Source organism: Streptomyces sp. NPDC091649, assembly GCF_044756785.1.
Lineage (GTDB): Bacteria > Actinomycetota > Actinomycetes > Streptomycetales > Streptomycetaceae > Streptomyces.
In genome coordinates this window covers 56968-69665 of record NZ_JBIVTR010000025.1, presented here as the reverse complement: position 1 = coordinate 69665, position 12698 = coordinate 56968, and the positions used below count along the sequence as shown (strand labels likewise).

General features: G+C 71.8%; 10 protein-coding genes. 6 read left to right on the top strand and 4 right to left on the bottom strand.

The annotated features are described in order from the left end of the window. Positions 1–17 precede the first annotated feature (17 nt). Both ACIQMU_RS29700 and ACIQMU_RS29695 read left to right on the top strand, forming a co-directional pair. Positions 18–704 carry a response regulator gene (locus ACIQMU_RS29700; RefSeq protein WP_352243751.1) on the top strand — a complete coding sequence of 229 codons (687 nt, stop codon included), beginning with the start codon at positions 18–20 and terminating at the stop codon, positions 702–704. A gap of 231 nt (positions 705–935) precedes the next feature. Further along, positions 936–1997 carry a lytic polysaccharide monooxygenase gene (locus ACIQMU_RS29695; protein WP_352243750.1) on the top strand — a complete coding sequence of 354 codons (1062 nt, stop codon included), beginning with the start codon at positions 936–938 and terminating at the stop codon, positions 1995–1997. A gap of 131 nt (positions 1998–2128) precedes the next feature. Here ACIQMU_RS29695 and ACIQMU_RS29690 read toward each other — a convergent pair whose 3' ends face one another. Further along, complete coding sequence (locus ACIQMU_RS29690) at positions 2129–3022, bottom strand: esterase/lipase family protein (protein ID WP_402690086.1); 894 nt, start codon at positions 3020–3022, stop codon at positions 2129–2131. A 380-nt stretch (positions 3023–3402) separates the two neighbouring features. Further along, positions 3403–3771, bottom strand: coding sequence for a hypothetical protein (locus tag ACIQMU_RS29685; protein WP_402690085.1), 369 nt, complete (start codon positions 3769–3771; stop codon positions 3403–3405). Between the two features lie 21 nt (positions 3772–3792). On the opposite strand from ACIQMU_RS29685, the gene ACIQMU_RS29680 reads away from it, so the two are divergent. The 4 genes from ACIQMU_RS29680 (at position 3793) to ACIQMU_RS29665 (ending at position 7354) form a co-directional block, all read left to right on the top strand. Further along, on the top strand, positions 3793–4059 hold the full coding sequence (locus tag ACIQMU_RS29680) for a hypothetical protein (RefSeq protein WP_402690084.1): 267 nt from the start codon (positions 3793–3795) through the stop codon (positions 4057–4059). Between the two features lie 223 nt (positions 4060–4282). Then, positions 4283–5350, top strand: coding sequence for a DUF3533 domain-containing protein (locus ACIQMU_RS29675; RefSeq protein WP_402690083.1), 1068 nt, complete (start codon positions 4283–4285; stop codon positions 5348–5350). Between the two features lie 263 nt (positions 5351–5613). Continuing rightward, positions 5614–6111, top strand: a complete 498-nt coding sequence (locus ACIQMU_RS29670) for a phospholipase (RefSeq protein WP_352243745.1) — start codon at positions 5614–5616, stop codon at positions 6109–6111. Positions 6112–6442: 331 nt separating this feature from the next. After that, entirely contained in the window at positions 6443–7354 is a 912-nt protein-coding gene (locus ACIQMU_RS29665) for an alpha/beta fold hydrolase (protein WP_352243744.1), read from the top strand. An 18-nt stretch (positions 7355–7372) separates the two neighbouring features. On the opposite strand, the gene fxsT is transcribed toward ACIQMU_RS29665, so the two are convergent. Together fxsT and fsxC are read right to left on the bottom strand one after the other, a co-directional pair. Beyond that, complete coding sequence (gene fxsT / locus ACIQMU_RS29660) at positions 7373–11308, bottom strand: FxSxx-COOH system tetratricopeptide repeat protein (protein WP_402690082.1); 3936 nt, start codon at positions 11306–11308, stop codon at positions 7373–7375. Then, complete coding sequence (fsxC, locus tag ACIQMU_RS29655; protein WP_402690081.1) at positions 11305–12645, bottom strand: FxsC protein; 1341 nt, start codon at positions 12643–12645, stop codon at positions 11305–11307. The genes fxsT and fsxC overlap by 4 nt, the downstream gene beginning before the upstream one ends. Positions 12646–12698: the final 53 nt, after the last annotated feature.

The window sequence follows — 12698 nt, the reverse complement described above, 5'->3', positions numbered from 1 at the left end:
CCGCCTAGCGTGGCGGCGTGACAACAGTGCTGGTGGTGGACGACGACTTCATGGTCGCGAAACTGCACAGCCGCTACGTGTCCGCCATGGACGGCTTCGCGGTCGTCGGGGTGGCGCACAACGGCACCGACGCCCTGCGGGCCGCCGAGCGACTGCGCCCCGATCTGGTGCTGTTGGACATCTATCTGCCCGATATGGATGGGATCGGGGTGTTGCGCGCGCTGCGCGCGGCGGAGGAGCGGGATGCCTCGCGCCCCAGCGCGGACGCCCTGTTCATCACGGCCGCACGGGACGCGGGAGTGATCCGGGCGGCGCTGCGGGCGGGGGCGCTGCACTATCTGATCAAGCCGTTCAGCCGGTCCGCCCTCCAGGAGCAGCTGCGCCATGTCGCCTCGCTGCGCGCCCGCCTGGACGGGCTGGGGGAGGCCCGCCAGGAGGACGTCGACCAGATCTTCGGCACCCGGCCGCCCGGTTCGCGCGAGCTGCCGAAGGGCCTGGCCGCCCCCACGGCCGACCTGGTGGAACGCACCCTGCGCAGGCACCCCGGTGGCCTGTCCGCGTCGGAGTGCGCCGAGGCGGGGGCACTGTCCCGGGTGAGCGCGCGCCGCTATCTGGAGTACTTCGCCGGAACGGGCCGGGCCGAGGTGACCCTGCGCTACGGAGGCACGGGCCGGCCGGAGCGCCGGTACCGCTGGACGAGCTGACGAGCCGACGAGCTGACGACCAACGGGGCTGCGGGGCACCGCGGGGCTGCGGAGCTGCCTGAGCCCACGCCTAACCGGCCCTTAAAGCAGGCATAAGGATCGCCGCCACCCCCTCCGAGCAGGCGTTTTCGGCGTTCCGGGCGGCTAGCTTGCTGAGCGCCACCCTCCATGGCTGCGCGGGGTCGTGCCGTAGGCGTTCCGCAGCCGTGCCGCTCAGAAGGAGATCCGTCCATGACCGCTCGTCACAAAGCCGCCGGGGTCATCGCCCTCGGTCTCGCCCCGCTCGCCCTGGCCGGGCTGGCCTCCGCCCCGGCCGTCGCGCACGGTTCGCTCACCGATCCGGTGAGCCGGGTGTCCGCGTGCTTCGCGGAGGGTCCGGAGAGCCCGCGGTCGGCGGCGTGCCGGGCGGCGGTAGCGGCGGGCGGGACCCAGGCGCTGTACGACTGGAACGGGGTGAACATCGCCGACGCGGCGGGCAGGCACCGTGAGTTGATCCCGGACGGCGAGCTGTGCAGCGCGGCCAACGACACGTTCCGGGGTCTGGACCTCCCGCGCGCCGACTGGCCGGCCACCGCGATGACGCCGGGCGGGCACACCTTCCGGTTCCGGGCGACGGCCCCGCACCGGGGCTCGTTCGAGCTGTACCTCACCAAGCCCGGTTACGACCCCACGAAGCCGCTGGCCTGGTCGGACCTGGAGGCGAAGCCCTTCGCCGAGGCGACCGACCCGCCGCTGGAGAACGGTTCGTACGTCTTCGACGGGACGATCCCCGAGCGCTCCGGCCGGCAACTGGTCTACACGGTCTGGCAGCGCTCCGACTCCCCCGAGGCGTTCTACGCCTGCTCCGATGTGACGTTCGGCGGCGGTTCGGCGGGCGGCGGGAAGCAGGACGTCGGAGCGGAGAAGGGGGGAGGACAGCAGGGCGTCGGCGGTGACGCCGGCGGCGGAGCCCCCGCCCCGGCCCCCTCCGCGCCGTCCGAGGAGGCGATCGCCGAGGGTTTTGAGAAGTCGTCGGTCGAGCACGACGGCCACGGGGACGACGACGCGGAAACCGGGCCCGAGGTCACGGCCGCCGCCGCCCCGGCGAGCAAGGACGAGGGCAAGGGGGACAAGGGCAACGCCCCGGAGGCCGACGCGGCGGGCGCCGAGGAGGCGCTGGCCGACACCGGCGGCTCCGGCGGCAGCACGTACCTGGCGATCGGGGGCGCCGGGGTGCTGGCCGCCGGTGCGGCCGTGCTGTTCGCCTCACAGCGCCGCCGGGCCGCCGCGTCCACGGGCCGCCACAGCGGCTGACCGCCGCCGCACCCCCCTTCACACTCCTGCCGCGCCCCTCCGGGACGTCGGGCGCGGCAGGTAGCCGACGGGCCGGGGTCCGCCGTCCGCCCCATCGGACAGCGGACCCCGGCCCGTTGTCGCGCGGCGGGTCAGCCGATGATCGAGGCGCAGGTGGTCGGGGTGGCGCGGGCCGGGTCGAGGGCGTTGGCCACTTCGTGGAAGGCGATGCGGTCGATGGTCCCGATCGCCACGTGCTCGGAGAGGTCGAGCGGGCACAGGTTCTGGAGCAGCACGTTGCGTACGTTCGGCCCGTCCAGGTACTGCGTGCGGTACGGGGTCACGACCTGGTCGTACTTGGTCGCGATGACGGTGTAGCGGACGCCGGGGACGGTGTCGCCGCCCGCCGTGAGTTTGGTGATGAAGGGCGATCCCGCGATCTGGTCGGCGAGTCCGGGGGTCTTGTCGCTGATGAACTTCTCGACGCCGGGGAAGAACGGGAGCAGCTTGGTGAGGCCGAGCAGCGTGGTGCCGTGGTTGTCCGGGGCGATCCCGACGAGGGCGTTGACCTTGTCGGCGCCGCCGAGGAACTTCAGGTAGTAGTTCGGCATCATGCCGCCCTGGGAGTGGCCGACGAGGTCGGCCTTCGGGGCTCCGGTGGCGTCGAGGACCTCGTCGACGAACACGTCGAGCTGTTCGGCGGACTTGTCGATGGGTCCGAGGCCGTGGAAGAACGGCACGCCGGGGAGCTGGCCGTAGTCGAGGGAGAAGACGCAGTAGCCCCGGTTGACCAGGTAGGGGGCGAGGACCAGCCAGTTGTCGATCGAGTTCCCGAAGGTTCCGTGGACCAGGACGACGGGGCGGGGGTGGGCGGCGGAGGGTTTGCAGGAGTAGTCGTTCCAGCCACGCGAAGTGGCCTCGGCGGCGGCCGGGGCGGCCACGGTCGCGGTCGCCGCGGGGGCGACGAGAACGGTGAGGGCGAGGAGCAGGGCGGCGAGCAGACTGCGCGTGCGGGGAACGCGCGCAGCACGGATCCAGGGCAGCATCGTGTGGTCTCCTTGCGGCTCAAGGGAGGTGCGATGGCGGTGCGCCCTGTGGCCCGGACCACAAGCTTTACGTGCTCATGCCAAATTACGCACGAGTAGGGTGGAGAGGGAAGTTACGCGTCGGTAAAAACTGGCGGGACGGAAGCGCGGCCCCGCAACCGCCGCCGGCCGTCTCGGACGACCGCGGCAGGCCGTGCGCCCGCGAGGAACCGCCGGCGACCCCCCGGGAGCACCCTGCGCAGCCGGTGACGGACGCCGTCGACCACTGCGGAGCGCGAGCGGCGCGGTGACCCGGCGCAGGGGCGGGCCGTCCGAGGCGGAAGGGCGGACGGACCGGGATGAGCGGGACGCCCCCCGCTCCCCGATGCGTCCGCACCGCGCTACGGCGCGCCGGCGAGCCTGCCCATCACGTCGTACACCTGCTGCGGGGTCAAAGGTCCGACGGAGAGCGGCCTCTGCCCCGGGCCCGCCCTCAGCCCGTCGAGCAGGAAGGCGACCTGGCGGCGCCAGGCATCCGGCGCGGTGCCCGCGCCCGCGCGAGCGAGCAGAGCGTTGGCGCCGAAGAAGAGCAGGAGGTCCTCGCCGGTGAAGTCCGGGCGGACAGCACCGGCCAGCCGCGCTCGCTCGATGATCCGTGCGGCGGCGTCCCGGTCGAGGTGGCCCGGGCCGTGCCGCCCGAGTGGACCGAACGCGGCGGGGGCGCCTTCCTGCTGGCTCAGGGCTACTCGGCGGCACAGCCCATGCCCCACCTCAGCGGCATGGGTCCGGTGATGTCAGCCACCCGTAATTGCCTGTACTCCCTCAACGCGGAGCTGGCCGGCACGGGGATCTACGCCGGCGCCCTGACCATCGCGTCACTGATCGCCCGCAGCGAGGTGTCCGCGGCGGCCCAGGCCGCCTTCGAGTCGGCCGACGGTCCGCAATTCCCGGTCGTCGACCCGGACTACCTCGCAGAGCACTACTGGAACATGTACACCAAGCGCGACCGCGTCGAGCAGTTCCACCCCGAATCGCGGACTCCGGGGGCGACGGCGTAGCGACTGCGCCACCGAGCAGGACGCCCGGCGTCAGGCGCCCGCCCGGGGTGATGGCGCGCGTCTCGTACGGAGTTCGGCCACCGACGCCCCAGTCGCTCCGTTCGGCGAGGCCAGGTACGCGGCGCCGCACGCCACCCGGCGGTGGCCGTACGAGCAGGGGTCCCTTACGCCGTTCGGCCCCGCCCGGCCTGCGCGGACACCGCGCCGCCCGGACCGTGGGGGCATGACTTTCGTCGACGAGGTGAAGAACGCCGTCACCCCCCGGGCCGCCCTGCTCGTCATCGGTGTGCTCGGACTGCAACTGCTGTTCATCGCGTCCTACGTCGGCGCGCTGCACAAGCCCAAGCCGACGGATGTCGCCTTCGGGGTGGTGGCCCCGCAACAGATGTCCCGGCAGCTCGTCGACCGGCTGGACGGGCTTCCCGGCGGACCGCTCGACCCCCGTACGGTGAGCAGCGCGGCCGAGGCCCGTGAGCAGATCATGAACCGCGACATCAACGGCGCTCTGATCGTCTCGCCGGAGGGCCGGACCGACACCCTGCTGGTCGCCTCCGGTGGCGGGACCGTCCTCTCCAGCACTCTGGAGCGGCTCCTCACCCAGGTCGAGGGCTCCCAGGAGCGGACCGTACGGACGGTGGACGTGGCCCCGGCCTCGCCCGAGGACTTCGACGGGCTCTCGTCCTTCTACCTGGTGGTCGGCTGGTGCGTGGGCGGCTACCTCTGTGCCTCGATCCTGGCGATCAGCGCGGGGGCCAAGCCCGCCAACCGGCAGCGGGCGGCGATCAGGACGGCGGTCATGGCGCTGTACGCGATCGCGGGCGGCATCGGCGGGGCGGTCATCATCGGTCCGGTCCTCGGCGCACTGCCGGGCAGCGTGTGGGGCCTGGCCGGCCTCGGCGCCCTGGTGGTCTTCGCCGTCGGCATGATCACGCTCGCCCTGGAGGCCCTCACCGGCATCGTCGGGATCGGCCTGGCCGTCCTGATCATCGTCATCGCGGGCAACCCGAGCGCGGGCGGCGCCTTCCCGCTTCCGATGCTTCCGGACTTCTGGCGGGCGATCGGCCCCGCCCTCCCTCCGGGCGCGGGCACCTGGGTGGCCCGCTCGATCGCCTACTTCCGGGGCAACGCGGTCACCGGCCCGCTGCTGGTGCTCTCCGCCTGGGCGGTCGTCGGCACGGCACTGACCCTGCTGCTGTCGATGCGGCGCCGGCCGGAAGCGGACCGGCCGGACGCCACGGCGGACACGGCCGCCACCCCCGCACCGGGCTCCGGCGGGTCGACCGCGGCCTGACACCGGACCCGCACCTGCCTTCAGCCTTCCCCCCTCTCTCCTCTCCCCCTCCTCCCCTCTCCCTTTCACCCCCGTTCATCCCTGATGACCCGTCCGTGGGGCCGCCGAGTCGGCGGCCCCATCTGACGTGAGCACCAATTCTTGATGTCCGGTCAGCGCGATGACTAGGCATGACAGGGGCATGACGACATGCTGGAGCGGCCTCGCACCACCCGACGAGGAGTACGCCTCGACCACTCCTTCCACCCTCACGGAGGTCGCTCATGCGTCGTCGATTCACGCTTCCGCTCGCCGCGGCAGCCCTGTCGCTCCCGCTCACCCTGATCACCGCCGCCCCCGCCCCGGCCGCCCCCGCCGACAAACCCCGGGTGCTCAGCTCCTGGACCCAGACCAGCGCCTCCAGCTACAACGCCTGGAACGCCGCCCGGAACAACCAGGGCGCCTGGTCCGCGTACGGTTTCAACTGGTCGACGGACTACTGCAGCAGCTCTCCCGACAACCCGTTCGGCTTCCCCTTCAAGAACGCCTGCGCCCGCCATGACTTCGGCTACCGGAACTACAAGGCCGCCGGCTCCTTCTCCGCCAACAAGGCCCGGCTCGACTCCGCCTTCCACGAGGACCTCAAGCGTGTGTGCGCCGCCTACTCCGGCGCGAAGCGGACGTCGTGCAACGGCACGGCCTGGACGTATTACCAGGCCGTGCGCGCCTTCGGCATCGCCCCGGCCGGGGCCGACGCCCACAATCTGCCCCAGGCCGCCTGACCCCGCCCCCGACACGGGGAAGAGGCCCCCGGCGGACCGGGGGCCTCTTCGTCGCTGTGCCGCGGTGGTCCGATCGCGAACACCTCGCGCAACCGTCGGCAGCCCTGGGCGAGGGCTAGTCCTGTCCGGTATTCGCCGTCGCAGGTCCGGAACCTCTACCCACCTGTCCGGATGCCGACGGAAATCGTCCGCCGGGAGCCTCCCAGGACCTTCACAGTTCCTGGCGCCCAGCAGTCCCGGTAACGCCTCTGATGGGTCATCATCGAAACGGCAGCACACGCCGGGCACGCCGTGCCCGGGCCGGCCGGGTGACCGAGCGGAGGAGGAACGGGTGCGCAATCGGGTGCTCGCGGCGGACGGGCGGCATCTGATGGTGGAGCGGACGGGGGACCCACGGGGAAGACCGGTCTTCCTCCTCCACGGCACCCCGGGCAGCAGGCTCGGGCCCGCCCCCCGCGGCATGGTCCTGTACCAGCGCCACACGCAGCTGATCACCTACGACCGCCCGGGGTACGGCGGCAGCGACCGGAACGAGGGCCGCCGCATCAAGGACGTCGTCGAGGACGTCCGGGCCATCGCCGACTCGTTGGGACTGGAGCGCTTCGCCGTGGTGGGCCGCTCCGGCGGGGCTCCGCACGCCCTGGCCTGCGCGGCGCTGTTGCCCGACCGGGTCACGCGCACGGCGGCCCTGGTCGGCCTCGCCCCCCGCGACGCCGCCGGGCTCGACTGGTTCCACGGGATGGCCGCATCCAACGTGGACGCCTACTCCACCGCGGCCGCCGACCCGGACGGGTTCGCGGAGTCCTTCACCATCCGCTCGGACCAGATCCGGCGGAACCCGGTCCGGCTCCTGGACGATCTGCGCCGGGAGCTGACCGACTCCGACCGGATGGTGGTCAACGACGTGGGCATCCGGTCCATGCTGCTGCGCAACTACAGCGAGGGGCTGCGCACCTCGGCGTACGGCTGGATCGACGACGCCATCGCCTTCTGCCGCCCCTGGGGGTTCGACCCGGCGCGGATCAGCGGCCGGGTGATGCTCTGGCACGGCGAGAAGGACGTCTTCACACCCGTGGGCCATTCCCGCTGGCTGGCCGGGCAGATTCCGGGCGCCACCGCCGTACTGGAACCGGCGGCGGCGCACTTCGACGCGCTCTCGGTGCTCCCCCGCGTCCTGGACTGGCTGCTGGACGAGCGGGAGCCCCCGGACGGGACGCTGTCGGCCGCCCTGCCGGGAGGATGAGCCCTCCCGGCCGGACGGTCACACCGACATCGGCTCCAGTTCCCGCCGGAACCGCTCCTCGGTCCGGGCCATCCGGGTGAGCGGATGGTCGTCGCCGAGCTGACGCGACAGCTCGTCGACGATCTCCGCCCGCAACTGCAGCGCCTGGTCCCCCCGCCCCATGGCATCGAGCGTGACCGCCATGTTCGAGGTCATGGCCAGCGTCTCCGGATGGTGTGAGCCGAGCGCCTGGCGCAACTGCCCGGACAGCCGCTGCTCGGCCTCCAGCACCAGGTCCAGTCGCCCCAGGTCCGCGGTCGCGCTGGCCAGGTTCATCACGCAGAACAGCGTGTTGGGATGATCCCGGCCGAACGTCTCCCGCATGGAGGCCACGACCAGCTTCAGCGTCCGCTCCGCCTGCTCCGTCTCCCCGGCCGCCGTCAGGTAGACGCCGAGGTTGTTCTGCGCCGCCAGGGTGTACGGGTGCTTCTCCCCCGGCACCTTCATGTACTGGTCGACGACCTCCTGGGCCGTGACCTTCGCCTCGGCGCTCTCACCGGACGCGAACAGGTCGGCGGCGAGGTTGAGGTCGCAGGCCAGCGAGTCGGGGTTGGCGGTGGTGTACTTGGCCCGGTAGCGGGCACGGGTCGCCACCGTGAGCCGGCGGGCGTCCTCCAGCCGCCCCGCCCTCCGCAACGACACCGCGAGGCTCTTCGCGGCGCTCAGCGTGGCGGGGAAGCTGCGGCCCATCGTCGCCTTGAAGCTGTTGTACGTCGTGCTGAGCAGCCCGACCGAGTCCTCGTACCGTCCGACTTCCCGCAGGTCGCGCGCCAGGTTCATGGCGGAGGACAGGCTGTAGGGGTGTTCCGGTCCGAGCACCTGGGAGCGGAGGTCGTAGACGTCCTGGTCGATCTCCCGGGCACGGGCGTACTGGCCGACGCTGCGCAGGTTCAGCGCCAGGTTGTTGGCGGCGGCGAGGGTGCGGGGATGGGAGTCGTGGAAGATCTGTCCGAAGCCCTCGTGGGCCTCGGTCGCCATCTCGATCGCCCTGCTGTAGTCGCCCAGCAGGCCGAGGTCGATGGCCAGGCTGCTGGTGGTCATGTAGGTGTGCGGGTGCTCGGGCCCCAGCACCTCCCGCTGCCGTTCCAGCGTGAACTCGTCGAGATCCCTAGCCTCCACGTAACGCCCGCGGGTGCGCAGGATGTTGGAGAGGTGGAAGCAGAGGTAGAGGTACTGCAGGTCCCGCTCCCCCAGCTTCTCCTGCCAGATCTCCCGCAGTTCCTCGCCCAGCGCGCCCGCGGTCCTGACGTCGCCGCGCTTCCAGAGGTAGCGGACCCGGTCGATCAGGAGCCTGCGGGTCTCCGGCTCCTTGCAGTTGCGGGCGTCGGAGGGACCGAGGTGCGGCCAGATCGTCGCGAAGCGCGGCCAGGTCTCCGGGTTGTCGATCGGCTCGTCGTCGTCGGGCCGGGCGCCCGCGAGGATGCGGTGGACGACGTGCCGGGCCTCGCGCTGCTCCTCCTCGCTGAGCTGCGCCTTGATCACGGCCTGGACGAGGCGGTGCACCTGGATGGAGTTGGAGACCTGGTCGACCTTGGCGAGGGCGAAGCGGCCGATCTCCCGGATGACCCGGCCCAGCACCAGCTTCTCCTGGAGCGAGGAGTCGTACGGCTTCAGCGCGTCGATCATCTCCTTGCTGTAGAGGAGGTTCGCGGAGATCGGTTCCGGGGCGAAGAAGGCGCAGAGCTGGAGCAGCCGCACGGCGGCGGGCGAGCGCTCCTTGAGCCGGGCGATGGAGATGTTCCAGGTCGCGGCGACCGGTTCCGGGTAGCCGGCCGGCTGGTTCAGCGCGAGGACCTGGGGAGCCTGGCGGGCGAGCTGTTCGAGATAGGCGTCGATGGGGGTGGCGGTCTCCGCGATCCAGGCGGCGGCCTGCTCCACGGCGAGCGGCAGGTCGCCCACGGCGGTCGCCACCTGGTCGGCGTCCTCGTCGCTGAGCCCCGGGGCCCGGCGCTGGAGGTGCTCGATCGACTCCTCGCGCAGGAAGACGTCCACGGGAAGCGCGTCCCCGTGCTGGGACCAGCTCTGGTTGCGGGAGGTCACCAGGATGTGGCCGGAGCCGCCCTGCGGGAAGTAGCGGCGCAGCTGCTCGGGGTCGTCCGCGTTGTCGAAGACCAGCAGCCAGCGGTCGGAGGGCACACCGCGCCGCAGCAGGTCGACGGCCTCCTGGGAGGCCGCGGCCATGTCGTCCCCGCCCTGGGCGCCGAGCCGGGTGGCGAGTTCGGCGAGCGAGGCGACCACGTCGTCGGGCTGCTCCGACGATATCCACCACACCAGGTCGTAGTCGGCCATGAAGCGGTGCACGTATTCCAGGGCCACCTGGGTCTTGCCCACGCCGCCGAGCCCGTACAGGGTCTGCGGCTGGGGCAGCACGACGGCCAGGCCGCCACCGAGCTGGTCGCGCATCCGCTCCAGGACGAGTGAGCGGCCGGTGAAGCCGGGGTTGCGGGGCGGCGCGTTCCAGATCCTCGGCACGGTGCCGGGAAAGCGGGGCCCGGGCGACACCCCGTCGGCCACCTGCACCGGGCGGTCCAGCGCCCGCATCACGGCGGTGGTGGCGTGCACCTCGTCCAGCCGGAAGAGGTCGACCGGGTTGCGGTCGATGTACGGAGTGGTGAGGCGTACGTCCCCGACGCGCAGCGGGAGCAGTCGGCGGCGGCCGCTGCCGACGGCCTCGGCGGCCGTCCGTTCCCACAGCTCGACCGCGCGCTGGGACTTCAGGTAGGCGCTGGAGAGCAGCACGACGGTGCGGGCGGTGTTCTCCGCGGTGGCGTCGGCGGACTCCTCCGGGGGGCGTTCGGCGGAGACGTCGCGCGGAACCACCCGGAAGCCGGCCCGGGTGAGGATCGATTCGAGCCAGTCGGCCCACATCCGGTTCTCCGCCACGTAGCTGAGGTAGAGATCGGCGGGCAGGGCGGGCCTGCGGCGGGTGAAGGCGTCGCGGATCCGCAGGCGCACCTCTTCGCCGACCGGGGGCATCGAGGTGATCTCCCGGTCGGTGATGACCGCGGTGAGCCGTTCGAAGGCGGAGAGCAGCGAGTTGGTGAGCCCGGCCTCGTCGCCGAAGGTGGCGAGCGTCTCCTCGTAGGCGTAGTAGGGGCGGTAGGGAATCTCCACCGCCCCCCAGTAGGCGGTGAGTTCGTCGCCGGACAGATCGCGCGGCAGCCGGTCGAACTTGATCCGGGCCAGCGCCCGCCCGGCGTCCGCCTTCTCCTTCTCACCCTCGTCGATGCGCATCGGGACGGGGTAGAGGGCGATGGGGCGGCCGGTGTTGCGCTCGGCGATCTGGCGGGCGACGGAGGCCGCGCCGTCGATGGACTGGTCGCTGAGGGTGAAGCAGTCGACGAGAACGTCCGGCAGGTGGACGGTGCAGATGTCGGCGATGTCGCTGAGGCCGGTCCGGCTGTCGATGAGGACGTAGTCGTAGTTGGCCTTCATGTCGTCGCGCAGCGCGTCGAAGAAGTGGCCGCCGCCGAACCGGTCGTAGAAGTTGTCCCAGTCGAAGGTGGAGACGGTCGCGGAGTACTCGCGGTTCTGCCGTCCGGCGGAGACGAAGTCGAGTGTGCCGCCCTTCGGGAACTCCCAGCCGAGCGACTCCGGGGTCAGCGACACGGCGTGGGGCTGGATACGGGCGTAGTCGCGGTGCCAGTCCTCGGCGCGCTGGGCGGGGCTGGTCGCGGCCCAGGCGTACTCGGTGATCAGGTCGATCACGCCGGTGGTGGCGCCGAGGGTGGCCGGGTCGAGGAAGGGGTGGAAGAACCGGTGCAGCCCGGGCGCCTCCAGGTCCCAGTCGACGGCCAGCACCCGTTTGCCGTTGGCCGCGAGGATCCAGGCGGTGTTGGCGAGCGCCATGGTGCGCCCGGTGCCGCCCTTGTACGAGTAGAAGGTGACGATGCGCCCGTCACGACCGGCACTCATAGGTCCTCCGCTTCCGTCGCAGGGTCGTGCGGGTCGAGGGTGTGGCCCGTGGTGTCCATGGGTCCGATGAGCCGGGTCCGCTCGCCGGGCCCGCCGCCGGACCCGGGTGGGTACGCCTTCGCGTGCTTGAGGTACTGCTGGGCGGCCACCTCGACCACCTGGGGCAGGAGTCGGCCGAACGCCTCCATGGTGGGCACTCCTTTCGCCGCGGCACGGCAGAGGGCCCGGCCCTGGCCCATCTTGATCGGCATGGTCGCTTCGAGCTTCTCGGTCAGCTCGCTCTCCGCCGCTCTGCTCTGGTGGTCGTCCCGGCTCCACGGCACGACCATGGTCACCCAGGGCCGGTTCTCGGCGTCGAAGGCGGCGAGCCTGCGGCGGTGCTCCTCGTCCCGGAGGGCCCACCGGTCGACGAGCAGGATCTCGGGTGTGCTGGGCGGGGCCTTGCCGTCGTGCCGGTCCTCGTCGAACGAGGTGATGACGGCCTGGTAGTTGAGGGAGCGGACCAGTTCCTCGGCCACATAGGCCAGCGGGCGGGCGGCGGCCGGGTAGTAGGGGTTCCAGTCCTGGGGGTGGTCGCCGTAGTGGTCGCTGTTGCGTCCCTCGGGCAGGTCGTGGCGGGTGGGCGCCGCGATGGTGATCTGCATCGGGCGGGGAGCGCCGACTCCGCTGCTGGGCGAGCCGAAGGCGCTGGGCGCGAGGCGGTAGTCGACCGGTCGGCCGGTGTCGATGCGGACCGTGTCGGCGACGCTGACGATGCGTTTGGCCAGCTCGTAGACGGCCCGTTCGTATTCCTCGGCGAAGAGTCTGAGCTTGATCAGACCGTAGAGGCCGTCGCTGACGTAGCGTTCCCCGAAGTCGCGGTGGTTGAACTGCAACCGCTCGGCGGAGCCGGGCAGCTGGCTCGGCGGCACCGGCACCCAGAGGGCCGGGACGATGGCCTCGGCCGGCTGGTTGGAGCGGGCCCGGTGGTGGATGGCCCGCTGTTCGAAGGCGTACCACTCCTTGCCGCACATCTCGCTGGCGAAGTAGCGCGGCGAGAACAGCGGAACGAAGACCCGGCAGGTGGCGAGGACGTCACCGAGCCGTTCCGACCAGCCCTCGCCGGAGCGTATCTCCCGGTCCATGAACCCCGCGGGCGCGCCCGCGGGTAAGTCGGTCATGGCCATCACATGGCCGCAGAGGTCCTGGAAAAGCCGCTCGACCCACATATCGGGGTCCGTGCCGCCACCGTACCCGGGCGTGTGGGCGTAACTCAGAAAGAAATACGGCCGATGGCCCACCGCTCGCTGTTGCGTCGATGCGTGCACACGACCCCCGTCCTGTGTGAGCACTCGCATCCCGGAAGGAGGAAGGGAGTGCAAGCGAACTCATCATTCCGGAGCGGACCGCT